The sequence below is a fragment of the Streptomyces sp. NPDC050509 genome (assembly GCF_044457965.1).
Taxonomy (GTDB): domain Bacteria; phylum Actinomycetota; class Actinomycetes; order Streptomycetales; family Streptomycetaceae; genus Streptomyces.
Map to the genome: position 1 here is coordinate 339,397 of NZ_JBITHL010000006.1, position 22,957 is coordinate 362,353.

Annotated in this window: 21 protein-coding genes and 2 tRNA genes; 18 read left to right on the plus strand and 5 right to left on the minus strand. The window is 71.2% G+C overall.

Going from position 1 to position 22,957, the window contains the following annotated elements:
• Positions 1-90: 90 nt before the first annotated feature.
• The 4 genes from ACIBJC_RS19635 (at position 91) to ACIBJC_RS19650 (ending at position 3,943) form a co-directional block, all read left to right on the plus strand.
• Positions 91-1,158, plus strand: a complete 1,068-nt coding sequence (locus ACIBJC_RS19635; protein WP_399293869.1) for a glucose-1-phosphate thymidylyltransferase — start codon at positions 91-93, stop codon at positions 1,156-1,158.
• Entirely contained in the window at positions 1,155-2,144 is a 990-nt protein-coding gene (rfbB, locus tag ACIBJC_RS19640) for a dTDP-glucose 4,6-dehydratase (RefSeq protein ID WP_399293871.1), read from the plus strand. The genes ACIBJC_RS19635 and rfbB overlap by 4 nt, the downstream gene beginning before the upstream one ends.
• Positions 2,141-3,064: a dTDP-4-dehydrorhamnose reductase gene (rfbD, locus tag ACIBJC_RS19645; protein ID WP_399293874.1), complete on the plus strand. Its 924-nt coding sequence runs from the start codon at positions 2,141-2,143 to the stop codon at positions 3,062-3,064. Before rfbB ends, rfbD begins: the two co-directional genes overlap by 4 nt.
• Positions 3,065-3,148: 84 nt before the next feature.
• Complete coding sequence (locus ACIBJC_RS19650; protein ID WP_329827128.1) at positions 3,149-3,943, plus strand: class I SAM-dependent methyltransferase; 795 nt, start codon at positions 3,149-3,151, stop codon at positions 3,941-3,943.
• A gap of 93 nt (positions 3,944-4,036) precedes the next feature.
• Here ACIBJC_RS19650 and rfbC read toward each other — a convergent pair whose 3' ends face one another.
• Positions 4,037-4,636: a dTDP-4-dehydrorhamnose 3,5-epimerase gene (rfbC, locus tag ACIBJC_RS19655; RefSeq protein ID WP_399293877.1), complete on the minus strand. Its 600-nt coding sequence runs from the start codon at positions 4,634-4,636 to the stop codon at positions 4,037-4,039.
• Positions 4,637-4,752: 116 nt separating this feature from the next.
• A complete protein-coding gene (locus ACIBJC_RS19660; protein WP_399293879.1) occupies positions 4,753-6,795 on the minus strand; it encodes a glycosyltransferase family 2 protein in 2,043 nt (680 codons plus the stop codon).
• Positions 6,796-7,364: 569 nt separating this feature from the next.
• Here ACIBJC_RS19660 and proB point away from each other — a divergent pair.
• The 5 genes from proB (at position 7,365) to ACIBJC_RS19685 (ending at position 12,620) form a co-directional block, all read left to right on the plus strand.
• Complete coding sequence (gene proB / locus ACIBJC_RS19665; protein ID WP_399293882.1) at positions 7,365-8,513, plus strand: glutamate 5-kinase; 1,149 nt, start codon at positions 7,365-7,367, stop codon at positions 8,511-8,513.
• Positions 8,514-8,657: 144 nt separating this feature from the next.
• Positions 8,658-9,212 (plus strand): hypothetical protein, encoded by a 555-nt coding sequence (locus ACIBJC_RS19670; RefSeq protein ID WP_399293885.1) that lies wholly within the window; start codon positions 8,658-8,660, stop codon positions 9,210-9,212.
• Between the two features lie 162 nt (positions 9,213-9,374).
• Complete coding sequence (locus ACIBJC_RS19675) at positions 9,375-10,658, plus strand: glutamate-5-semialdehyde dehydrogenase (RefSeq protein ID WP_399293888.1); 1,284 nt, start codon at positions 9,375-9,377, stop codon at positions 10,656-10,658.
• Positions 10,659-10,753: 95 nt separating this feature from the next.
• Positions 10,754-11,341, plus strand: coding sequence for a hypothetical protein (locus ACIBJC_RS19680; RefSeq protein ID WP_399293890.1), 588 nt, complete (start codon positions 10,754-10,756; stop codon positions 11,339-11,341).
• A 166-nt stretch (positions 11,342-11,507) separates the two neighbouring features.
• The gene (locus ACIBJC_RS19685; RefSeq protein ID WP_399293893.1) at positions 11,508-12,620 is read left to right on the plus strand and encodes a hypothetical protein; all 1,113 of its coding nucleotides are present in this window, start codon (positions 11,508-11,510) and stop codon (positions 12,618-12,620) included.
• A 16-nt stretch (positions 12,621-12,636) separates the two neighbouring features.
• Here the strand turns inward: ACIBJC_RS19685 and ACIBJC_RS19690 are convergent, their stop codons facing one another.
• On the minus strand, positions 12,637-13,773 hold the full coding sequence (locus tag ACIBJC_RS19690) for a M48 family metallopeptidase (protein ID WP_399293896.1): 1,137 nt from the start codon (positions 13,771-13,773) through the stop codon (positions 12,637-12,639).
• Between the two features lie 159 nt (positions 13,774-13,932).
• Here ACIBJC_RS19690 and ACIBJC_RS19695 point away from each other — a divergent pair, with 159 nt between their 5' ends.
• The 9 genes from ACIBJC_RS19695 to ACIBJC_RS19735 all read left to right on the plus strand — a co-directional run bounded on the left by ACIBJC_RS19695 (position 13,933) and on the right by ACIBJC_RS19735 (position 19,133).
• Positions 13,933-14,085, plus strand: coding sequence for a hypothetical protein (locus tag ACIBJC_RS19695; protein ID WP_329827137.1), 153 nt, complete (start codon positions 13,933-13,935; stop codon positions 14,083-14,085).
• 116 nt (positions 14,086-14,201) lie between these two features.
• Positions 14,202-14,363 (plus strand): hypothetical protein, encoded by a 162-nt coding sequence (locus ACIBJC_RS19700; protein ID WP_399293899.1) that lies wholly within the window; start codon positions 14,202-14,204, stop codon positions 14,361-14,363.
• Between the two features lie 38 nt (positions 14,364-14,401).
• Entirely contained in the window at positions 14,402-15,073 is a 672-nt protein-coding gene (nadD, locus tag ACIBJC_RS19705) for a nicotinate-nucleotide adenylyltransferase (RefSeq protein ID WP_399293901.1), read from the plus strand.
• 19 nt (positions 15,074-15,092) lie between these two features.
• On the plus strand, positions 15,093-16,895 hold the full coding sequence (locus tag ACIBJC_RS19710) for an LCP family protein (protein ID WP_399293903.1): 1,803 nt from the start codon (positions 15,093-15,095) through the stop codon (positions 16,893-16,895).
• Positions 16,896-17,089: 194 nt separating this feature from the next.
• Entirely contained in the window at positions 17,090-17,542 is a 453-nt protein-coding gene (gene rsfS, locus ACIBJC_RS19715) for a ribosome silencing factor (RefSeq protein WP_329827140.1), read from the plus strand.
• On the plus strand, positions 17,539-18,192 hold the full coding sequence (locus ACIBJC_RS19720) for a histidine phosphatase family protein (protein ID WP_399294262.1): 654 nt from the start codon (positions 17,539-17,541) through the stop codon (positions 18,190-18,192). Before rsfS ends, ACIBJC_RS19720 begins: the two co-directional genes overlap by 4 nt.
• A 151-nt stretch (positions 18,193-18,343) precedes the next feature.
• Positions 18,344-18,416 (plus strand) — tRNA-Ala (locus ACIBJC_RS19725).
• A 272-nt stretch (positions 18,417-18,688) separates the two neighbouring features.
• Positions 18,689-18,922 (plus strand): hypothetical protein, encoded by a 234-nt coding sequence (locus tag ACIBJC_RS19730; protein WP_329827141.1) that lies wholly within the window; start codon positions 18,689-18,691, stop codon positions 18,920-18,922.
• 138 nt (positions 18,923-19,060) lie between these two features.
• A tRNA-Ala gene (locus ACIBJC_RS19735) sits at positions 19,061-19,133 on the plus strand.
• A 169-nt stretch (positions 19,134-19,302) separates the two neighbouring features.
• On the opposite strand, the gene ACIBJC_RS19740 is transcribed toward ACIBJC_RS19735, so the two are convergent.
• Positions 19,303-20,904 carry a ferredoxin gene (locus tag ACIBJC_RS19740; RefSeq protein WP_399293908.1) on the minus strand — a complete coding sequence of 534 codons (1,602 nt, stop codon included), beginning with the start codon at positions 20,902-20,904 and terminating at the stop codon, positions 19,303-19,305.
• Positions 20,901-22,745 carry a hypothetical protein gene (locus ACIBJC_RS19745; RefSeq protein ID WP_399293911.1) on the minus strand — a complete coding sequence of 615 codons (1,845 nt, stop codon included), beginning with the start codon at positions 22,743-22,745 and terminating at the stop codon, positions 20,901-20,903. The genes ACIBJC_RS19740 and ACIBJC_RS19745 overlap by 4 nt, the downstream gene beginning before the upstream one ends.
• Between the last annotated feature and the right edge of the window lie 212 nt (positions 22,746-22,957).

Genomic DNA, 22,957 nt, shown 5'->3' on the forward strand with positions numbered 1-22,957 from the left:
TAGCAGACGGCGCCGGAAAGCGTAGGTAAAATCGGACTGTCGGGCGACCCCCGGACAGCATCGCAATCACAGCAGGGGAAAACAGGAACAGTGAAGGCTCTCGTACTGTCCGGTGGGGCAGGGACCCGACTGCGGCCCATTACGCACACCTCGGCGAAGCAGCTCGTCCCCGTGGCGAACAAGCCGGTGCTCTTCTACGGCCTCGAAGCCATCGCGGAGGCGGGCATCACCGAGGTCGGCGTGATCGTCGGCGACACCGCGGACGAGATCCGCGCGGCCGTCGGTGACGGCTCGCAGTTCGGCATCGAGGTGACGTACCTCCAGCAGGACGCGCCGCTCGGCCTGGCCCACGCCGTCCTCATCGCCCGTGACTTCCTCGGCGACGACGACTTCGTGATGTACCTCGGCGACAACTTCATCGTCGGTGGCATCAGCGGCCTGGTGGACGGCTTCCGCGAGGAGCGGCCCGCCGCGCAGATCCTGCTCACGAGGGTCCCCAACCCGACCTCCTTCGGCGTCGCCGAACTGGACGGCGAGGGACGCGTGGTGGCCCTGGAGGAGAAGCCCGAGAAGCCCAAGAGCGATCTCGCGCTCGTCGGCGTCTACCTCTTCACCCCGGCCGTGCACGAGGCCGTACGGTCCATCGAGCCGTCCTGGCGCGGCGAGCTGGAGATCACCCACGCCATCCAGTGGCTGATCGACCAGCAGCGCGACGTCCGCTCCACGACCATCTCCGGGTACTGGAAGGACACCGGCAACGTCACCGACATGCTGGAGGTCAACCGCTCCGTGCTGGAGACGGTGGAGCCGCACTGCGAGGGTACGGTCGACGAGAGCAGCGAGATCATAGGGCGCGTGAGGATCGAGAAGGGCGCGAAGGTCACCGGCAGCCGCATCCTCGGCCCCGTGATCATCGGGGCGGACACCGTGATCAGCGACGCGTACATCGGTCCCTTCACCTCGGTCTCCGAGGGGTGCACGATCGAGGACAGCGAGATCGAGTACTCCATCGTGCTGCGCGGCTCCTCGCTCACCGGCGTCCGCCGCGTGGAGGCGTCGCTGATCGGCCGCGACGTCGAGATCACCCCCGCGCCCCGTAACCCGTCCGCCCACCGACTCGTCCTCGGTGACCACAGCAAGGTGCAGATCTCCTCATGACGACGCACAGGATTCTCGTGACCGGCGGCGCCGGTTTCATCGGCTCGCACTACGTCCGTACGGTGCTCGGCCCGCAGGGCCCCGGCGACGTCGAGATCACGGTTCTCGACAAGCTCACCTACGCGGGAAATCCGGCCAATCTCGACCCGGTCCGTGAGCACCCCGGATTCCGCTTCGTGCAGGGCGACATCTGCGACCCCGAGCTGGTCGGCAAGCTGATGGCCGAGCACGACCAGGTGGTGCACTTCGCCGCCGAGTCGCACGTGGACCGTTCCATCGACGGCGGCGCCGAGTTCGTCCGTACGAACGTCGTGGGCACCCACACGCTGATCGACGCCGCCCACCGCGCGGGCGTCAAGACCTTCGTGCACATCTCCACGGACGAGGTCTACGGCTCGATCGACGAGGGCTCCTGGCCCGAGACGCACCCGCTGGAGCCCAACTCGCCCTATTCCTCGGCGAAGGCGTCCAGCGACCTGATCGCGCTCTCGTACCACCGCACCCACGGCCTCGACGTGCGCGTGACCCGCTGCTCCAACAACTACGGGCACCACCACTTCCCCGAGAAGGTCATCCCGCTGTTCATCACGAACCTGCTGGACGGCAAGAAGGTGCCGCTGTACGGCGACGGCGGCAACATCCGCGACTGGCTGCACATCGACGACCACGTCCAGGGCATCGAGCTGGTCCGTACGAAGGGCCGCGCGGGCGAGGTCTACAACATCGGCGGCGGCACGGAGCTCTCCAACAAGGAGCTGACCGGCCTGCTCCTGGAGGCGTGCGGGGCGGACTGGGAGACCAGCGTCGAGTACGTCACGGACCGCAAGGGCCACGACCGCCGCTACTCGGTCGACTGCGCCAAGATCCGCGAGGAGCTGGGGTACGAGCCCCGCAAGGACTTCGCGACGGGCCTCGCGGAGACCGTCGCGTGGTACCGCGAGAACCGTGCCTGGTGGGAGCCGCTGAAGGAGCGTGCGGCCCTGTGAGCACCGGCACCCCCGACCCTGCGGGCACCTGGCTCGTCACCGGCGCCGGCGGCATGCTCGGCCAGGACCTGCTGGCCCGGCTCGCCGCCGCCGGGCGGCCCGCGGCCGGCCTGGACCGTACCGCGCTGGACATCACCGACCCCGCGGCCGTGCGCGCGGCCTTCGCGGCCCACGCGCCGGCCGTGGTGGTCAACTGCGCGGCCTGGACGGCCGTGGACGACGCCGAGTCCAAGGAGGACGACGCGCTCGCGGTCAACGGCACGGGCCCCCGGGTCCTCGCCGAGGCCTGCCGCGAGTCCGGCGCGATCCTGCTCCAGGTCTCCACGGACTACGTCTTCGCCGGTGACGGGGAGACGCCGTACGCGGAGGACGCCCCCACGGCGCCGCGCAGCGCCTACGGGCGGACGAAGCTGGCGGGGGAGCGCGCGGTCCTCGACACGCTTCCCGGGCGCGGCTACGTGGTCCGCACCGCGTGGCTGTACGGCGCGGGCGGCCCCAACTTCGTCCGTACGATGATCAAGCTGGAGGGTGTCAAGGACACCCTGGACGTGGTGGACGACCAGCGCGGGCAGCCCACCTGGACCGGCGATCTCGCCGACCGGCTGGTCGCGCTCGGCGGGGCGGCGCTCGACGGGACGGCGCCCGCGGGCGTCTACCACGGCACCAGCGGCGGCGGGACGACCTGGTTCGGTTTCACCCAGGAGATCTTCCGGCTGCTCGGCGCGGACCCGGAGCGGGTCCGCCCGACGACCAGCGAGGCGTTCGTCCGGCCGGCGCCCCGGCCCGCTTACAGCATCCTCGGTCACGACCGGTGGAATCCAGCCGGAATCGAACCCATCCGCGACTGGCGTGCCGCGCTCGCCGAGGCGTTCCCCGCGGTGCTGGCGGCCGAGCGCCAAACGGGTGTTACTGGCCAGTAGATGTTTACGTGCAGACTGTAGGCCCACTATGTTCACTGAGAATCAAACCTATGGATTGTTGATTCTCAGTGAAGGGCCCCTTACGTGGATCGCCACGGCTTCTTGCGCCAAATGCACCGTGTGTACAAGCCCCGCACCTATCTGGAGATCGGGGTCAATGACGGGCGAAGCCTGGCGCTCTCCCGGGTTCCGTCCGTCGCCGTGGACCCGGCCTTCAGAGTCGTCACGGACATCAGTTGTGACGTCCACCTGGTCCGGGCGACCAGCGACGACTTCTTCGCCCGCAAGGACCCGCTGATCCACCTGCGCAACGGCCGCAACCCGTTCCGCGCGCTGGCCCGCCGCGACCCGGTCAACCTGCTCGGCGGGGACCCGAAGCTGGAGCTGTCGTTCATCGACGGCATGCACCTCTTCGAGTTCGCGCTGCGCGACTTCATGAACGTCGAGAAGCACTCCCGCTGGTCCAGTGTGATCGTCCTGGACGACATGCTGCCCCGGGACGTCGACGAGGCGGCGCGCGACCGCCACACGAAGTTCTGGGCGGGCGACGTCTACAAGGTGGCGCAGGTGCTCCGGCGCTACCGCCCCGACCTGCTCGTCGTCGACGTCGACACCGAGCCGACCGGGGTGGTGGCGATCTTCGGCGCCAACCCCGAGTCCACGGTGCTGAAGAACGCGTACGACAAGATCATCGAGGAGTACGTCGTCCCGGACCCGCAGGACGTCCCGGACGAGATCCTCGTGCGCAAGAACGCCGTACGCCCCGAGGCGCTGCTCGGGGCCGGCTTCTGGCCCGCGCTGAACCGGGCCCGTAACCTGCGCCGTCCGCGCTCGGCGTTCACGCCGCTGCGTCGGCAGATCGAGGCCGTCACCGGCTGACCGCCTGACCGCCACATGGCATGAGGAAGGGCCGGAGCGTTCGCTCCGGCCCTTCCTCATGCCCGGGGCCCTATGCCCTCACAGGACGCCCCGTCAGGCGCGCGCTGCCAGCTCCGCGTAGTACGCCCGGCACTCCTCGTACGACGGCAGCAGGCCCTGGGCCTCGGCCTCGGCGAGGGTCGGGGCCGCCGCGTCCTTGTCGGAGAGCAGCGGCGTGATGGACTCGGGCCACTCGATGCCGAGCGCCGGGTCCAGCGGGTTCAGCCCGTGCTCACGGCCCGGGGCGTACCCCTCCGAGCACAGGTAGACCACCGTGGCGTCGTCGGTCAGCGCCATGAAGGCGTGCCCCAGACCCTCGGAGAGATAGACCGAGTGGTGGTCCACGTCGTCCAGGCGTACGGCCTCCCACTTGCGGTACGTCGGGGAGCCCACCCGGATGTCCACGATCACGTCGAGGACCGCGCCGCGTACGCACTTCACGTACTTGGCCTGGCTGGGCGGCACATCGGCGAAGTGGATGCCCCGCAGCGTGCCCCGGCTGGAGACCGAGCAGTTGGCCTGCGCGAGGTTCAGCGAGTGGCCGGCCGCCTCGGCGAAGTCGGGGGCCCTGAACCACTCGTGGAAGCTGCCACGGCTGTCCGGGAAGACCTTCGGTTCATGCACCCAGGCGCCTTCGACGGAGAGCTGCCGCATGTGATCACGTCCTTGCTGTTCTGTTCGGAGTTCCGAGCGTCGGAGTTCCGGAGGTCGGAGTTCCGTGTGGGGGTACGGAGCGGGGTGGGGGTACGGAGCGGAGTGGGGGAGGCCCGTCAGATGCGGGCCGCGAGGCGGCGCACCTTCTTGCGCGCCGCGGCGGGCAGCCTGCGGACGATCGGGCCGCCGGCCGAGCGCAGCACCTTCCGCAGTGTCGCCCTGCGGCGCTTCACCGCCACCACGCGCACCAGGAGCGGGTCGACTTCACCGAGACCGCTCTGGTCGAGCCGGATCCGGCCGCCCGCGGCCACCGGCACCTCGCAGATGTCCAGTTCGGGCCCCTTGGGGCCGTCGAGCTTGACCGAAAGACGCGCCTGGCCCTCGGCCAGACCGGCCACCTTGCCGGGCACCTCCAGATGGGCCCTGCCGTGGTCGGGGCGGAGCGTCGCCGGGTGCGTGCGCTTCGTACCGTCCGCGGAGGTCAGCACCAGCTCGACGGCGAGGGAGGCGGACTTCGTACCGGTGAAGATCTCGAACCGCAGCTCGGAGTGGGAGCCGGGCATCCGCAGCGGGGGGCGCTCCGCGAGATACGTCGCCATCTTCTTGGCGCGGCCCGCGACATCGAGCGTGAGGTTGCCGTGCGGGTCGGTGAAGTACGGGATGACCGGACGCGCGGGCGAACCGAGCACCGCCGGGAGGCACTTGGCGTCCACACCGGGGGCGCGGTCGGCGCCGAGCCGGGCCTTGCGGACGATGCCGAGGCCGCGCAGCGGGACCCAGATGTCCCAGAAGCCCCTGGAGACCCGGCCGCGCCCCTTGACCGCCTCGCTGGTGACCGTACCGGTGCCGTGCAGCACGACCTCGTACGTCTCCTCGGCGTCCGCGGCGGCGCCGGCCGGCGGCGCGACCTTCTCGATCTTCGAGGTGAAGTCGGCGGGGCAGGGCCACTCGACGGCGGTCTCCCGGTTGCGCAGGGAGAGTTCGCCCTTGTACGTGTCCATGTCGTCGGTGACGTCCAGGAGTTCACCCTCGGGCAGCAGCCCCTCGGTGATCTCCGGGTGGACGAAGTACCGCTTGTCGCGGCGCACCAGGCGCAGCGGTTGCTGGTCCTCGCCGTGCACGAGGCGGCCGGTCACGGAGAGCGCGACCCGGCCGTCCGGCTGCCAGTCGAACTCCTCCAGGCGCGCCGTGGCCTTCACCGACTTGGCGAACCGGGCGAGCTTCACCAGCCCCTGGCGGTCGTCGGAACGCAGCAGGGTGGAGCGGAGCCGGACCAGCGCGCCGAGCCCGTTGTGCACGCCGTCGTTGATGAAGTCCTTGACGAGCGGCTGGATCGCGTCGACCATCTCGTCCAGGTACGCGGGCTCGTACTTGAGGACCGAGGGCTCGCTCAGCCGGCCGAGCATCTCGACCCGGTAGAAGCGGCGCAGCAGCCGGTCCCGGAACTCGCCCGGCTCGGTGTTGTCGACGACGACGTCGAGCACCTCGCGGAGGTTGCCGTAGTAGCCGGACGGTACGAGCTTGGCGGAGCCGGCGTTCTGGCCGTCGTCCCGCTTCGAGTAGTAGTAGCAGGTGTAAGTCCCCAGGATCGACACGACCTTGGCGGGGAAGTACGTCTGCATCATGTAGAGCTGGTCTTCAAGGCGCCGCTTGCCCTCGGGGTACGCGATGTTGTTCTCGCGCAGGAACTCCGTACGGAACATCTTGTGCGGGGTGAGGCTGTCGTACAGGGGCGCGTTGGTCAGGTCGCACTTCTCGCGGTTCGACTTGAACACGCCGTGCGGGACGCCGCGGAAGTTCGAGGCGACCTTGCCGATCACGATGTCCGAGCCGTTGCGGTGGCCCATCTCGTAGAGCCGTCGCAGCGCGTCCGAGGCCATGTGGTCGTCCTGGTCGACGAACTGGACGTACTCGCCCTTCGCCTCCGCCACACCGATGTTTCTGGGCTTCCCGGGCCACCCCGAGTTCGGAATATGGATCACCCGGAAGTGCGGGTGCTCGGCGGACAGCTTGTCCAGCCGCGCGGGGGTGTCGTCCGTCGAGCCGTCGTTGACGAAGAGCACCTCGAAGTCCGCCGCCGGCAGCGTCTGGGCCAGCAGTGAATCGATGCACGGATCGATGTACTTACCCGGGTTGTACACCGGAATGACGACGCTCACTTTTACTGGCATTACTTGAAGGCCCATCTGTGTTGTCGGTGCACGGGGTGCGGTGCGAGTGGGGGGAGGCGCGGCCATCGGCGGAGGGGTGCGGGCGCCGGGCTGCCAGCTTATCTCCGCGGGGGGCTCACGATGTTTCCCGACCGTTCTTACACCTGACAGACTGCTGTCAGGTGTCTCCGGTTGCACCGGCGGCGCGGATTGACGCCGTGTTTCCCGGTCGCCGGGCGGGATCGCCGCCGCCCCTCCCGCGCTCGTCCCGGCGTCGCGGCCCCTCACCTCAGGGGTGTCCCGGCCCCTCCACCTCAGGGGTGTCCCGGCCCCTCCACCTCCGGGTGTCCCGGCCCCTCCACCTCCGGGTGTCCCGGCCCCTCCACCTCCGGGTGTCCCGGCCCCTCCACCTCCGGGTGTCCCGGCCCCCCACCTCCGGGTGTCCCATCCGCTCGTACCCGGGTGTCCCAGCCCCTGAAATGATCCGCCGCCCCGGACGGCCCGCGCGTAGGCTGACCGGCGGGGACATACACCGGTGGCGGGACCGGAGCCCGGTGGCGAGAGCAGAGGCAGAGCGCGTGGCAGCGGCACGGCAGCAAGTGGTGGCACGGCAGGACGCGGTCGAGCGGGCCCGCAGGATCGTCGTCAAGGTCGGCTCCTCCTCACTCACCACCGCCGCGGGCGGGCTCGACGCCGACCGGGTCGACGCCCTGGCCGACGTGCTCGCCGCCGTACGCACCACCGGCGACCGGGAGGTCGTGCTCGTCTCCAGCGGCGCCATCGCCGCCGGGCTCGCCCCGCTCGGGCTCGACCGCCGCCCCCGGGACCTGGCCCGCCAGCAGGCCGCCGCCAGCGTCGGCCAGGGGCTGCTCGTCGCCCGCTACACCGCCTCCTTCGCCCGCTACGGGGTACGCGTCGGCCAGGTGCTCCTCACCACGGACGACACCAGCAGACGGGCCTCCTACCGCAACGCGTACCGCACCCTCGACCAGCTCCTCGGCATGGGCGCGCTCCCCGTCGTCAACGAGAACGACACCGTCGCCACCGACGAGATCCGCTTCGGCGACAACGACCGGCTGGCCGCGCTCGTCGCCCATCTCGTACGGGCCGACCTGCTCGTCCTGCTCTCCGACGTCGACGGGCTGTACGACGGCGACCCCAGCAGGCCCGGCACCTCCCGGATCGCCGAGGTGCGCGGCCCCGCCGATCTGGCGGGCGTCACCATCGGCAGCACGGGCCGGGCCGGGGTCGGCACCGGCGGCATGGTCACCAAGGTCGAGGCCGCCAGGATCGCCGCCGCGGCCGGCATCCCCGTCGTCCTCACCTCCGCCAGCCGCGCCGCCGACGCGCTCGCTGGGCGCGACACCGGCACGTACTTCCACCGCACGGGACGCCGCTCCGCCGACCGGCTCCTGTGGCTCGCGCACGCCTCCACCCCGCGGGGCGCCCTCACCCTGGACGACGGTGCCGTACGGGCCGTCGTCGAGCGCCGCACCTCGCTCCTGCCGGCCGGGATCGCCGCCGTCGAGGGCGAGTTCGGCGCGGGCGACCCGGTGGAGCTGCGGGACACCGAGGGCCGCGCGGTCGCCCGCGGGCTGGTCAACTTCGACGCCAAGGAGATCCCCCAGCTCCTCGGCCGCTCCACCCGCGAGCTGGCCCGCGAGCTGGGTCCCGCCTACGAGCGCGAGGTCGTACACCGGGACGATTTGGTCATCCTGCATCCCTGACCCGCCCCTGAAACGGCTGAAACTCCGGCCATTGAACTGGGACCTTTACCAAAACCGCCCCATCTACCGCCCGGGACTGGTCAACTCTGTCCCAGGGGTTCGAGCGGGTTACAGCACGACGACGCAGCAAACAGGAGGCCGCTGGTGAGACGAGCGCGCCCGGGGGCGGTGCCCCGAGGGACCGGGGGAAGCCCCCACGCCCGGAGGGCCACAGGCGGGCAACGAGCCCTGATCAGCGTCGAAGTGGGGGATCCCACCGATGACACCGCCGCCGGCGCCGACGGTACGGCGGACACCTCCGGCGCGGCCGGGGAGCGGCGCCAGGGGGACACCGCGGCGACGGCGGACGCGCGCCAGGTCTCCAAGCTCTGGCACATCACCCTCAGCGTCTCGGGCCCCGAGAGCCCGCTGACGGAGGTCAGGCGCGGCCTGGAACAGCTCGCGCACGACCATCCCTTCCTGCTGACGAGCAGGTACGCCACCGACCACGCGGAGATCCGCTACTGGGAGGAGGCCAGGGACCTGCACGACGCCGCCGCGGTGGCGCTGCGGCTCTGGGGCGAGCACCGGTCGAGCGCCCAGCTCCCGCCGTGGGTGATCGTCGGGCTGGAGGTCATCGACCGGGAGACGTACCACCAGCGCATCGCGGAGGGGTACGGTCCGCCGCCGGCGGCGCCGGTGGGCGTCCATCCCTTCTGAGACCCATCCCTTCTGAGACCCATCCGTTCTGAGCCCCATCCGTCCCGGGGCCCGGCCGTCCCGGGGCCCATTCGTCCCGTACGGCCTGCGAGGGCGCCGCACGGCGTCTCGCAGTGCGGAATACGTGCGGAATGCCCGCAGGGCGCGCACTACCCTGCGGGCATGACCTCGCTCTCGCCGTACGACAATCTCTCCCCGGTCGTCAGGGCCGCCTACCGGTCCCGCTCCGCCGCCGCCGACCTCGCGCCACTGCCGCGCGCGGCCAAGGACGACGCGCTGCTGGCGATCGCGGACGCGCTGGAGGTCCGTACGCACGAGATCGTCACGGCCAACGCCGAGGACGTCGCGCGCGCCAGGGAAGCCGGCACCGCCGAGTCGGTCATCGACCGGCTGACGCTGACCCCGGAGCGGATGCGGGCCATCGCCGCCGACGTACGGGACGTGGCCGCGCTGCCCGACCCGGTCGGCGAGGTCGTCCGCGGCTCGACCCTCCCCAACGGCATCGACCTGCGCCAGGTGCGGGTCCCGCTCGGCGTCGTCGGGATCATCTACGAGGCGCGCCCCAACGTCACCGTGGACGCCGCCGCGCTCTGCCTGAAGTCGGGCAACGCCGTGCTGCTGCGGGGCTCCTCCTCGGCGCTCTCCTCCAACACCGCGCTCGTACGGGTGCTGCGCGACGCCGTGGGCGGCGCCGGGCTGCCCGCCGACGCCGTACAGCTCGTGCCCGGCGAGGGCCGCGACGCCGTACAGGAGCTGATGCGGGCGCGCGGCCTGGTGGACGTGCTGATCCCGCGCGGCGGCGCCTCCCTGATCCGTACGGTCGTCGAGGACTCCACCGTCCCCGTCATCGAGACCGGCACCGGAAACTGCCATGTGTACGTGGACGCCGACACCGACCTCGACATGGCCGTCTCCATCCTCATCAACTCCAAGGCGAGCCGCCCCAGCGTCTGCAACGCCGCCGAGACCCTCCTCGTCCACCAGGACGTCGCCGCCGCCTTCCTGCCGCGCGCGCTGGACGCGCTGGCCGAGGCAGGGGTCACCGTCCACGCCGACGAGCGGGTACGGGCGTACGCGGCCGGGACGAAGGCCACGGTCGTGGCGGCCACCGAGGACGACTGGGAGACCGAGTACCTCTCGTACGACATCGCCGCCGCGGTGGTGGACTCGCTGGACGCGGCCGTCGCCCACATCCGGCTCTGGTCCTCGGGCCACACGGAGGCGATCGTCACCACCTCGCAGGCCGCCGCCCGCAGGTTCACCCAGTTGGTCGATTCGACGACGGTCGCCGTGAACGCGTCCACGCGGTTCACGGACGGGGGCCAGTTCGGCTTCGGCGCCGAGATCGGGATCTCCACCCAGAAACTGCACGCGCGCGGGCCGATGGGACTGCCGGAGCTGACCTCCACGAAGTACATCGTGACCGGGGACGGACACACCCGGTGAGTACCGGAACGGCGCGGCCGGCGTGTGACGAATACGAAGCGGGATAGTTCGGACTCCGCCTGCCCAAAACCACGTCCCAGGTCTACTCTGAAGAGGTGCCGGACGACGTGGGGGGCAGGCCGTTCCCGGACGGCTGGGAGCCCGACGACGACCGCGGAGGCGCGGATCAGGACTTCGCCTCCGTGGTGTTCGACGAGGACTTCGTCAAGGCCGCCACCATCCACGAACCCTCCGCCGTCGAGCGGCTGCTCTCGGCCGCCCAGGCACGCGCCGAGGCCGAGGCGGCCCGCGCGCGCTCCGGCGGAGGAGCGGACGGGGACGAGCTGTACGAGGAGCTGTACGGCCGGGACGGCGCGTACGGCCCCGACCCCGGCTACGGGGAGCACGACCCGGACGACCCCGACGCGTACGCGGGCCCGTACGGCCGCTACGGCGGCACCCTGCGGCCCTACCGGGGCACCGCGCGCTGGCACCGGCCCGTCGCCTGGCTGCTCGCCCTGCTGATGGGCATCGGGATGGTCGCCCTCGCCTTCACGGCCGTCTACCGGGGCGCCTCCAGCAGCCGCGACGACCAGGTGCCGCAGCCCGCCAGCACCGGGATCGACAATCCGGGGGCGATCGGGCCCTCGGCGCCCGCGACCCGGAGCGCGCCGGAGGTCTCCGCGGTGCCGCGGACGCCGTGAGAGGGACGCCGCGCACACCGTGATCGAGGTGCCGCGCACGCCGTGACGGGGCGCCGCGGACGTCACGGCAGGGCCTCCCGATACCCGAACGGCCGAACGGGTGTCATGCGGAACCTGACGGTCGGCCCGGCGTTTACGTTCGCCTCCGCAGACCTACCCTCAAGGTATGGCAGGGCGTGGAGACCCACCCGAGGGGGAGCATCCTGAGGGGCTCCCCGGAGGCGAGGACGACGAGTACCGCTCGGTCGTCTTCGACGAGTCGTTCATCCGGGCGGCCCGGCTCCAGGAGTACTCCGCGCGGGAGCGCATGGGCGATCACGCCCACGCCGTCCGCAGGCTGCCGCCAGGACCGCCGCCCGCCCCCCGGCGCCGGCGGAGGTTCAGGAACGGCCCGCGCCAGTTCCTGCTGCTCCTGCTGATCCTCGCGGTGGCCTTCGGCACCGCGATCTATCTGGGGCTGCGCAACCCGTACCGCCCGCCAGCCCTCCGCGCCGTCGAGCCGGCCCGCACCTCCGTGATCCCGCTCGCCCCCGAGGGACCCGTACCGGGCGGTGCGCCCGCCGACCTCCTCGCCCGTAGCCCCGCCGCGCAGTTCCGTTCCGGCGCGGCGGGGATCACCCTGCCCGCCGCCCGGACGGTCGGGGACTTCGCGGAGGGCCAGGTGATGGCCGCGCTGAGCATCGTCAAGGACTATCTCGTGGCGTCCTCGCTCGACCCCGACGTCCTCGCGGGGCGCTCCCTGCGACCCGTACGGGTACTTCTCGACCCCGAGCAACTCGCCCAGTTCGACCGCAGCTTCACCGACCCGGCCGACGACGGGCGCCACGACCCGATCGGCTGGCTGGTCCGCTTCGACCCGGCGAAGGTGGCGCGCGCCGACGACCAGGTGCGCGTCCACGGCACGTTGCGGTACGAGGAGACGGACCCCGGGACGCTGGAGGTCAGCACGGACCACGTCTTCGTCTATCCGCTGCGGCCCGCCGCCTCGGTCGGCCACCCCGTACGGGACGCCTCGCTGTTCACCGTCCGGCGCGAGATGCGCTTCCGCTTCGGCGTGGAGGACCTGCCCAGGCATCAGGCGCAGGTGGTGACCAGCGAGGTCCAGGCCGGGCCCCAGTCCTGCTCGGCCGAGCCGCCGCGGACGCTGCGCCCGCTGCTCGCGGGCGAGCGCGCCCGGCCGCACGATCCGGCCGTGACCGATCCGTACGCGACGGGCCCGGCGCATACGGCGCTCTGCGGCGCGCTCTCCCGTGCGGCGGAGCCGAGCCCGTCACCCTGACGGAGGCGGTCCCGGGTCAGTCCTTGACCGGCCCCTTGCCGCTGCCGCTGTCACTTCCGTCGTCGTCGCCGTCCGTGGACGCGCCGCCGTTGCCGTTGCCGTTACCGCCGCTGTTGCCGCCGCCCGTGAACCGGTCGCGCAGCTTGCCGCCCAGGTCGCCCGCACCGCCCGCGATGTCGCCCACCAGCTTCATCAGCGGGTCCTTGCTGTTGCGGACCGTGTCCGCGTAGTGCGAGGCGGAGTCCCGGAACGAGTCCGTGACCGAGGTGTCCTTGTCCTCCTCGCGGCGCGGGTAGTGACCGTCCATGACCCGCTGGTAGTCCCGGCTCTCGGACCACTTCTTCAGCTCGGCGGCCCGCACCGTGGTGAAGGGATGAGTGCGCGGGAGCACGTTGAGGATCTTGAGGACGGAGTCCCGCAGGTCGCCGCCCTCCTCGTACTCCTTGGCCTGCTCCAGGAACGCGTCCACGTTCATCTCGTGCAGGTGGTTGCCGCCGGCGATCTTCATCAGACCGCGCATCGACGCCCGCGTGTCCTGGCCGACCAGCAGCCCGGCCCGGTCCGCCGACAGCTCCGACTTGCGGAACCACTCCCGCAGCGCCGTCACGATCGCCATGATCGCGACATTGCCCAGCGGGATCCAGGCGACCTTGACGGCGAGGCTCGTGAGGAAGAGCAGTATCGTGCGGTAGACGGCGTGTCCGGAGAGGGCGTGGCCCACCTCGTGGCCCACGACCGCCCGCATCTCCTCCTCGTCCAGCAGCTCCACCAGCCCGGTGGTGACCACGATGATCGGCTCGTCCAGACCGATGCACATCGCGTTGGGCCGCGGGTCCTGCGTCACGTACATCGCGGGGACCTTCTCCAGGTCCAGGATGTAGCAGGCGTCCCGCAGCATGGTGTGCAGATGGGCGAACTGGGCCTCGCCCACCCGCACCGAGTCGGAGAGGAAGAGCAGCCTCAGGCTGCGCTCCGGCAGCAGCGCGCTGAGCGCCTTGAACACCGTGTCGAAACCGCTGAGCTTGCGCAGGGCGACCAGCGCCGAGCGGTCCGCGGGGTGTTCGTACGCCCGGGAGGAGATTCCCGGGAAGCGTTTACGCTGCCGGCTGGGCACATTCTCGCTGCCCGTCGCCTCGTTGCGGTCTTCGGTCATGGATATCCCCTGTTCGTACGAGTCCAGAATCCAAGGCTCGTCCCCCCTGACGGCCCCCAGCCTAGGCGCTGGGTCTACCGTGTGGCGGGGGCCTGTGGATGAGGTTGCCGGGGCAGCGCCCGGATCTCAGCCGGAAAGAGACCGAGGAGCACCACCGTCATGCCGGAAACCGCCGCCCTGCTCGCCGCCGTCTCCGATCAGCAGGGGGCGGGCAACACGCTGCGGATCGTGTTGGTCGTTCTGCTCGTGGGAGCAGCGCTGCTCGCCTGGTTCCTGCTGCGCGGATACCGCGACAACGACCACAACGACTGAGTCGGCGTGAGCGTGCCCAGGGGGCCCGCATACGATGTGGGCGAAGTCTCCGCAGACCTCAGGAGAGTCCAGCTCTCCGGAGAATCCAGACCCCCGAGGAAAAGGGCCCGTAGAAGATGAGCCTCACCAGCACCGCCGCCCACCTGGTCACGCTCGCCGAGGGCGCCGAGATGGGCGGCAACCACGAAAGCCTGAATCCGGTTCTCGTCGGCGGCGGCGCCCTCTTCGCGCTGCTTCTGCTGCTGTGGATCACCACGCGCTTCAACCGCGACCGCTGACACCGGGCCGTACGCGTGTGCCAGTAGGCTCTGGGCGTATGGGAGACCAGCAAGCGTCGAGCGGTCGCGGACCGGCAGGGCCGGGCGGACCGGAGCAGGGGCCCGGCCCCGGATCCGAGCGCGGCAGGCGCCGACTCGGCGTCATGGGCGGCACCTTCGACCCGATTCACCACGGACACCTCGTGGCGGCCAGCGAGGTGGCCTCGCTTTTCCATCTCGACGAGGTGGTGTTCGTGCCGACCGGTGAACCGTGGCAGAAGAGCCAGCGCGCGGTGTCACCGGCCGAGGACCGCTATCTGATGACGGTCATCGCGACCGCGTCCAACCCGCAGTTCTCGGTCAGCCGGATCGACATCGACCGCGGCGGCGCCACGTACACGATCGACACGCTGCGGGATCTGCGGTCCCTCAACGACGACGCCGACCTCTTCTTCATCACGGGCGCCGACGCCCTCTCGCAGATCCTGAGCTGGCGGGACCACGAGGAGCTGTTCTCCCTCGCCCATTTCATCGGGGTCACCCGGCCGGGCCATGATCTGACGGACGACGGACTGCCCAAGGGCGGGGTCTCCTTGGTGGAGGTTCCCGCGTTGGCCATCTCGTCGACCGACTGCCGTGGGAGGGTCGCGAAGGGCGATCCCGTCTGGTACCTGGTGCCGGACGGTGTCGTGCGCTACATCGACAAGCGGCAGTTGTACCGCGGCGCCTGAGCCACTGAGAGGGGCACCGGTGAACGACCAGCAGCAGCCGTACGACCCGTACGGCCCCTACTACACGCAGCCCCAGATCGTCGGTTACGACGAGTACGGGCAGCCGGTGTACCAGCAGTCCCCGCAGCAGCAGTACGACGCCTACGGGCAGCCCGTGCCGCAGCAACAGCAGGCACAGCAGCAACAGGGTTACGGCTACGACCCGTACGCCCAGCAGCAGGAGCAGCAGCAACAGATCCCGCAGCAGTACGACCCGTACGCGCAGCAGGTGCCGCAGCAGCAGGCGCCACAGCAACAGGCGTACGGCTACGACCCGTACGGGTATGACACCGGCCAGCAGCAGGCCCAGCAGGCCCAGCAGGCCCAGCAGGCCCCGGGGCAACAGCAGCAGGCCGTGCCGGAGGCCCCGGTCGCCGTCGACCGGCCGCCGACCGCTCGGACACCCGAGCCCGCACCCGCCCCGGCACCCGCACCCGCCGAGCCCGCGCGCGGCGCCGAGTCCGAGCAGCCCGCCGTACCGGGGCAGCCCGCCGTACCGGGGCAGCGGCGTCCCGACGGTGAGGAACGCGACTACAAGACCGAGCAGTTCGCGTTCATAGAGGAGCCCGCCGAGGACTCCGAGGACGTCATCGACTGGCTCAAGTTCACCGAGAGCCGCTCCGAGCGGCGCGAGGAGGCCAAGCGCCGCGGACGCAGCCGCGTGGTGGCCCTCGTCGTCGCCCTCGCGCTGGCGGTCACCGGCGGCGTCGGCTACCTCTGGTCCGCGGGCAAGCTGCCAGGCATGTCCTCGTCGGACGCGCCGCAGACCACCGCCTCGGGGACACAGAAGCGCGATGTGATCGTCGTGCACCTGCGCAGCACCAAGCAGAAGGACACCTCCACGGCGCTGCTGGTCAACAACTCCACGACGGGTCAGGGCACCACCGTCCTGCTCCCCAACGTCCTCTCCATCGCGGGCGACGAGGGAGCCTCGACCACCCTCGGCAAGTCCGTCGACGAGGACGGTTCGGACGGCACCCGCGAGGGCATCGGCACCCTCCTCGGCACCAGGATCGCCGGCACCTGGCGGCTCGACACGCCCTATCTGGAGAACCTGGTCGAACTGGTCGGCGGTATCGAGGTGACCACCGACGTGGAGGTGCCCGCCGCCAAGAAGGGCGACGACCCGCTGGTGCCGAAGGGCGAGAAGGAGACCCTCAACGGACGGGCGGCCGTCGGCTACGCCACGTACCGCGCCCCCGGCGAGGAGGAGGCCAAGCAGCTCACGCGCTTCGGCCAGGTGCTCCAGGGCGTCCTGCGGAAGATCTCGGACGACCCGGGGGCCGCCACCGTCACGGTCGAGACCCTGGCGCAGATCCTGGACCCGTCGCTCACCGAGAAGGATCTGGGCGCGGCCCTGGCCAAGCTCGCCGAGCACGCCAAGGTGGGCGACTACAAGACGACGGTCCTGCCCGTCCAGACCAACGGCACGCTCAGCGAGGAGTCGACCGAGAGCGTGGTGAAGGACATCCTGGGCGGTTCGGTGACCGCACCCGAGCAGGGCGACGCCGTACGCGTCGGCGTGAAGAACGCGAGCGGGAACCAGGACGCGGCGGAGTCCGCCAGGATCGCGCTGGTCAACGGCGGCTACAGCTTCGTGGACGCCGGTACGGCCGACGCCGTGACCTCCTCGCGTGTCACCTACGGCGACGCGGCGAAGAAGGAACAGGCGGAGGAGACGGCCAAGACGCTGGGGCTGCCGGCGAGCGCGGTCGAGAAGGGCAAGGCGGCGGCGAACGCCGATGTCTCCGTCGTCCTCGGGCAGGACTACAAGGTCGACTAGGGCCTTTCGTCGAGGGAGGCACGGGAGGCACGGGAGGCACGGGAGACCCCTGCCGGACGGCCACAGGGCAGGTCCCGGGGCCGTCCGGCAGGGGTCTCCCGGGTGTCGGTCCGCGCCCGGGAGAACGGCTGTGCCGGCTGTCGGTGGTCCGTGAGATCCTGGGCATCTCCACGACCCCCGACGAAAGCCTGCCAGTGACCGCTACTGATCGTTCCATCGAGCTCGTCAACGCCGCCGCCCAGGCGGCCGCGGACCGGCTCGCGCACGACATCATCGCGTACGACGTGAGCGATGTGCTGTCCATCACCGATGCCTTCCTGCTCGCCTCGGCGCCCAACGACCGCCAGGTGAAGTCGATCGTCGACGAGATCGAGGAGCGCCTGCAGAAGGAGCTGGGCGCCAAGCCGGTGCGCCGCGAGGGCGACCGTGACGCCCGCTGGATCCTGCTCGACTACGTCGACATCGTCATCCACGTCCAGCACAGCGAGGAGCGTGTCTTCTACGCGCTGGAGCGGCTCTGGAAGGACTGCCCCGAGCTGGAGCTGCCCGAGGACGCCGTCAAGACGCGCGGCAAGGGCAAGGAGCACGCCGAGACGGCGGGCGAGCACACCGGGATCGCCGGTGACCCGGACGGTGAGCTGAGCTGAACGGCGTGAAGGGCGGCCGTGGCCGCCGTATCGTCCTGTGGCGGCACGGCCAGACCGCCTGGAACCTGGAGCGCCGCTTCCAGGGCTCCACGGACATCGAGCTGACCGAGGAGGGCGTCGGACAGGCCCGCAGGGCCGCCCGGCTGCTCGCCTCCCTCAAGCCGGCCGCGATCATCGCCTCCGACCTGCGGCGGGCCGCCGCCACGGCTCGTGAGCTGACCGCCGTCACCGGCCTCGACGTCGCGCACGACGCCGGGCTCCGCGAGACGTACGCGGGCGCCTGGCAGGGCCTGACCCACGAGGAGATCGTGGGGCGGTTCGGCGACCAGTACGCGGCGTGGAAGCGCGGCGAGCCCGTGCGGCGCGGCGGCGGCGAGCTGGAGACAGAGGTCGCGGACCGCGCGGCGCCCGTGGTGCTCCGCCATGCCGAGAAGCTGCCCGACGGCGGCACGCTGGTCGTGGTCAGCCACGGCGGGACGATCCGTACCACCATCGGCCGACTGCTGGGCCTGGAGTCGCACCACTGGGAAGGGCTCGGCGGGCTCTCCAACTGCTGCTGGTCCGTCCTCGGCGAGGGCGCGCGCGGCTGGCGGCTGCTGGAGCACAACGCGGGCACCCTCCCGGAGCCGGTCCTCGGTGACGACGACTGAGCGTCCGGGGGCCGAGTGCTCGGAGGCCGAGCGTCCGGGGGCCGGCCGGCTGACGACCGGCCGTTCGCCGGCGGGGCCACCGGATTTCGCTTTCCGGCAGGTCGCAGGCTAAAGTTCTTCTTGTTCGCAGCGCGCGGCGCGGGGAACACGAGGGGCTATAGCTCAGTTGGTAGAGCGCCTGCATGGCATGCAGGAGGTCAGGAGTTCAATTCTCCTTAGCTCCACAATCACCGTCACGAACCGGATCCCGTCCCCTGCTGGGGGGCGGGATTTCTGCTGTACGGACGCTGTTTCAGGCTGACCGGCAGTCCTCGGCATGGCAGAATCGGACGACCGGATGGGGGCCGGGGACCGGACCGGGAGGGAGAGCGCGATGTCCGCCAGCAGTGTCGGCCGTCCCTCCGGCGACTCGTCCTCTCCGGCTCACGCGCTCGATGGCCATCGCGGACATTCCTACGTGTGCACGGCCTGCTGTGGCCACATCTGGAGCTGATTGATGGGCGCGCACAGGCGTAAGTGCGACTGGTGCGGCAGCGGTACGCCGATCGTTCGGGACATGGACCCGCTCAACCCCGAGTACCAGTACTGGTGCGAGGAGTGCGCGCGGGCCCTGATCATAAAAGGCGACCCCATCGAGACGTACCGCGAGTTGGAGGGCGAGCCGATCTACGGCCGTCTCCTGGAGGAGCACTGCACGCTCAAGCGGTTCTACTCCTTCGCGACCGCATGATCGACGTCCGGCCGAGGCCTGATCGACGCCGGCCGGGGGCCGGGTCGGCCCCGGCGGAATCGATTTGGTGGTGGGGCACAGGGACCGTTAATGTTGGCCATGCCGCCGAGGGGGAAACCCCGGGGTGGTGGAACACAAGGGGCTATAGCTCAGTTGGTAGAGCGCCTGCATGGCATGCAGGAGGTCAGGAGTTCAATTCTCCTTAGCTCCACAGCAAGCAGTGAAGATCACGAGAAGCGGGCCGTCCGAACAGGGCGGCCCGCTTCTCGTCTGTCTGTCTTCCCCTGTCGCCGAAGCCCTGTCTCCGAGCCCTGTCTCCGAGAGGGCGGGTGGACCGGCGGAACCCCTGACGCGGGGCCCGCCGGTACGTAACCCCTCGCTCAGCCGCGGCCCCGGCCCAGCGCCTTGCGCCCGCCGCCCGGCGGCAGCGCCGCGCGCGAGGGCTCCTGGCGCGGCGGCTGCGGGGGCGCCGTCTGCTCCAGCCGGAGCGCCAGCGCCGGGCACCGCCGTACGGCGCGCTGTGCGGCGCCCTGGAGGTGCATCGGGACATCGGCCTTGGCCGGCGTGGGGAAGCCGTCCGGGCTCATCCGGAACAGCTCGGGGAGGATGTCCGCGCACAGGCCGTGGCCCTGGCAGAGCGTCCAGTCGATGGCGAGCCTGCCGCCGCTCGGGATGGACTCGACCTCGTCCTGGTAGCCGGGGTTGGGCAGTGGCAGCACCCCGGTCGTCTCGCGTCCGCAGCCGCCGTTGAGCACATGCGCCGCGAGGTCGTCGGTGAACGCCGACAGGGTGGAGGAGAAGAAGCGCGCGGAGCCGTCGGGGTGCTGGCACGCGCCGCGCTTCTTGACGGACTGGGTGACCGCGCGCAGCGCCTCCAGCGCCGCCTGGCCGCCGCCGTTGATCACATCGGCGAGACCGCCCGCCGCGGCCGGCAGACCGAGCTTGCAAGGGCCGCACTGCCCGGCGGTCTCGGCCGCGAGCCAGTTCGCGACCCGGAGCGCCTCGCCCAGCGGGCAGGTCTCGGGGCCGATCGGCAGGATCGCGCCCGCGCCCAGCGCGCCACCGAACGACTTGAAGGACTCCTTCGAGATCACGGCCTCGTGGGCGGCGATCGCGTCCATCCAGTTGCCGTGGTAGCCGCCGGTCAGGACGCCCTGGGGCATCGGCGGGGCGCCGGCCATCTGGAGGATGTAGCGCAGCGGCACGCCCGAGGGCGCCTCGATGACCATGGGCCGGGCGACCGCGCCGGAGATGGTGAGCATGACCGTGCCGGGCTCGGTCTCCAGCCCGGTGTGGGCGTAGCGGCGGGCGCCGATCCGTGCGCCGACGGCGAGTTGGGCGAAGGTCTCCGCGTTCGACAGCAGCGTCGGCAGGCCGCCGACGCCGGATTCCGCGGCGCGCTCACGGCGGCCGGGCGGCTTGGCGGGGCCGCCGTTGATGGCGCGGATCACGGACGACGCCTCGCCCGAGACCATGCGCTCGGGCGTACGGATGACCTTGGCCCGCAGTTGCTGGCCGCGCCGGTCGGAGAGGCCGCGCTCGGCGAGCGCCGCCCGGATCGAGACCTCGGTGGAGTTCCTGGTCACGGCGATGACCAGGGTGCGCGCGCCCAGGGCCTCGGCGGCCAGCAGCGCGCCGTCGAGGATCAGGTGCGGCGCCCGGTTGAGCATCACCGTGTCCTTGCGGCAGGGCGGTTCGCCCTCACTGCCGTTGACGACGACGACCGGCCGGACCCCGCGGCTGATCGCCGACTTGGCGACGGCCCGCAGTTTTCTGTGGAAGGGGAAGCCGGCGCCGCCGCGGCCGGTCAGGGATATGTTTTCGGCCAACTGGGCCAGCCGCTCGCCGGTCATCGCCTCCAGCGGCCCGTGCACCTTGAGGTGCATGGGCAGGTCGAGGCGTTCGACGAGATCGAATCCCTGGGTGAGCTGGGGGAGGCCGACGACACGGACTTCGGGGACATCGGGGAGAGGGGCGTTCACGGTCGGTCTCCTGCGGGTGCCTGCCAGGGTTCCCCGGCCGGGGGCGGATAGAGGGGGCCCGGGGTGGCCGCCTCGTCGTAGGGGAAGGAGCCCGGTCCGGGCTGACCGGGTCCTGCCTGCGGCCGGCCGTCGTAGGACTGGCCGTCGTAGGCGGGTACGGAGCCGGTGTCGTACGGGGGGACGGCGCCGGTGCCGTACGCCGGGAGCGAGCCCGTGTCGTACGTCGGAGCGGGGCCGGTGCCGTAGGGGGACGCACCGTCGGGCCCGTAGGGGGAGCCGGTGCCGTACGCGGCGGCGCCGCCCGGATCGAACCCGGGGATGGCCCCGGTGTCGTACTGCGGGTTCTGCTGCCCCTGAGGGGCCATCCCCGGGTTGTACTGAGGGATCGCCCCGGTGTCGTACGGCATGTTCTGGCCACCGTTCTGGCCGCCGTCATAGACGGGGGTGGCCCCGGTGTCGTACGGGGTGTTCGTGCCGTAGCCGGCGTTTGCCCCGGGGTACTGGGGGGTCGCGCCGGTGTCGTACGGCTGGTTCTGGCCGCCGTTGCGGCCTCCGTCGTACGTGGGGATCGCCCCCGTGTCGTACGGGGCCGCCGGGGGCTGGGTGAACGCCTGCGCGGGCCGGGGCGGGGACGGTGCGGGCCAGGAGCCGGGCGGACCCATGGGCTCGTCGGAGATGATCGGCAGTTCCTCGGTCATGGGGATGCGCTCGGCGAACGGGACGTCCCCGCCCTGCTGACCTCCGGCCGCGGGGGAGCCGGGGGGTTGCGCGGGCATCCGGGTGGTCGCGTCCATGGACATGGCGCGGTAGCCGGCCGAGAGCCCGGTACCGCTGTCCTGGCCCCGGTCGGAACCCGGCCCTGAGAAGCCGTCGCCGCCCCGTGGGGCGACGAACGTGTCGGCCAGGGGGTCGGGGGCCCTGAACGGGTCCATGGCCGGTGTCGCCTCGTACAGCGGCGGCGACGGGGCGGCGATCCGCGGTGGCGTGCGGCCCCCGCCGAGCGGGGTGGAGAGCGAGGAGGCCGCGATCGGGTCCTGCTGCGGCCTGGGCTGGTACTCGCGCTGCGGGGGGATGCCGCTGGCGCCCGGGAGCGGGGAGGACGAGAGATCGCGGAGACCGCTCCCGGACTCCGTGGTCTCGGTGGCGGCGCCCGACATCGAGGCGATCCGCTCGGCGACGCGCCGCTGGGTCTGGCGGGGGAGCAGACGCAGCGCGACGACGGAGGCGACCCCGAGCACGGTCAGGGAATACATCACAGTGACGTAGGTAGCCGCGGGACGTCCTGTGAAGAGTCCGTGAATCAGGGCGAAACACCACGCCGGATAGGCCACCATGTGGATCGCCCGCCAGCGGGCGGCGTACTTGCCGGGAAGGGCGAAGACGCTCCGCAGGGCGCCGGTCGTACCGGCCACGATCATCAGCAGTGCGGCGAGGGAGCCGAAGCCGATGAGGCCGTTCGTACCGGAGATGCCCAGGCCGAAGGGGAGCAGGGCGCCGATCAGGGCGACCTTGCCAAGAGTGATCTTGATGGTGACATGAAGCAGCAGGAACCCGATCGAGGCGACGGCGGTCGCTCGATGGATGCCCTGGGCCAGGAGGCGCTGTCGCGGCGCGAGGAGCAGCCGGTCGGTGGCTATCAGACCCCAGACGACCGCCCCGGACAGCGACAGCAGTGACAGCACGCCCGCGCCGAAGTCGATGAAGGCCTGAAAAGCGTCGCCTCCTACGACGGCGAGTAGGGGTACCAGTACCAGTGCTGCGGCGGTCGCGATCCCCTGGGTCTTCCGGCTGTTGCCGGACTCAGGGTTGGGCGACGCGCCGGGCTTGTTTTGAAGGTTCATAGGGGGCAACTCCGAAAGGCTCGGGAAAGCGGTCCCGCTGCCGCATGCTAAGTGGAGCCATACCGGGCAGTACCCGGTTTGAAGGTTTAGCCAGGTGAAGGTGAGTTATCCGACTCCGCTGTTGCCCGGATAGGCCCGATACGCGGAGTAAGGCTGACCGTTGAGCCTCGCCGTGCGGTCGCCCGGCCGCCCTCGCGGACCTGCCCCGTGCG

Coding starts and splice junctions, on each gene's coding strand:
- rfbB (WP_399293871.1), top strand. CDS start 1,155: ATGACGACGCACAGGATTCTCGTGACCGGCGGCGCCGGTTTCATCGGC.
- rfbC (WP_399293877.1), bottom strand. CDS start 4,636: ATGCGGCAGCTCTCCGTCGAAGGCGCCTGGGTGCATGAACCGAAGGTC.
- ACIBJC_RS19675 (WP_399293888.1), top strand. CDS start 9,375: ATGACCTCGCTCTCGCCGTACGACAATCTCTCCCCGGTCGTCAGGGCC.
- ACIBJC_RS19685 (WP_399293893.1), top strand. CDS start 11,508: ATGGCAGGGCGTGGAGACCCACCCGAGGGGGAGCATCCTGAGGGGCTC.
- ACIBJC_RS19690 (WP_399293896.1), bottom strand. CDS start 13,773: ATGACCGAAGACCGCAACGAGGCGACGGGCAGCGAGAATGTGCCCAGC.
- ACIBJC_RS19695 (WP_329827137.1), top strand. CDS start 13,933: ATGCCGGAAACCGCCGCCCTGCTCGCCGCCGTCTCCGATCAGCAGGGG.
- ACIBJC_RS19700 (WP_399293899.1), top strand. CDS start 14,202: ATGAGCCTCACCAGCACCGCCGCCCACCTGGTCACGCTCGCCGAGGGC.
- nadD (WP_399293901.1), top strand. CDS start 14,402: ATGGGAGACCAGCAAGCGTCGAGCGGTCGCGGACCGGCAGGGCCGGGC.
- ACIBJC_RS19730 (WP_329827141.1), top strand. CDS start 18,689: ATGGGCGCGCACAGGCGTAAGTGCGACTGGTGCGGCAGCGGTACGCCG.
- ACIBJC_RS19745 (WP_399293911.1), bottom strand. CDS start 22,745: ATGAACCTTCAAAACAAGCCCGGCGCGTCGCCCAACCCTGAGTCCGGC.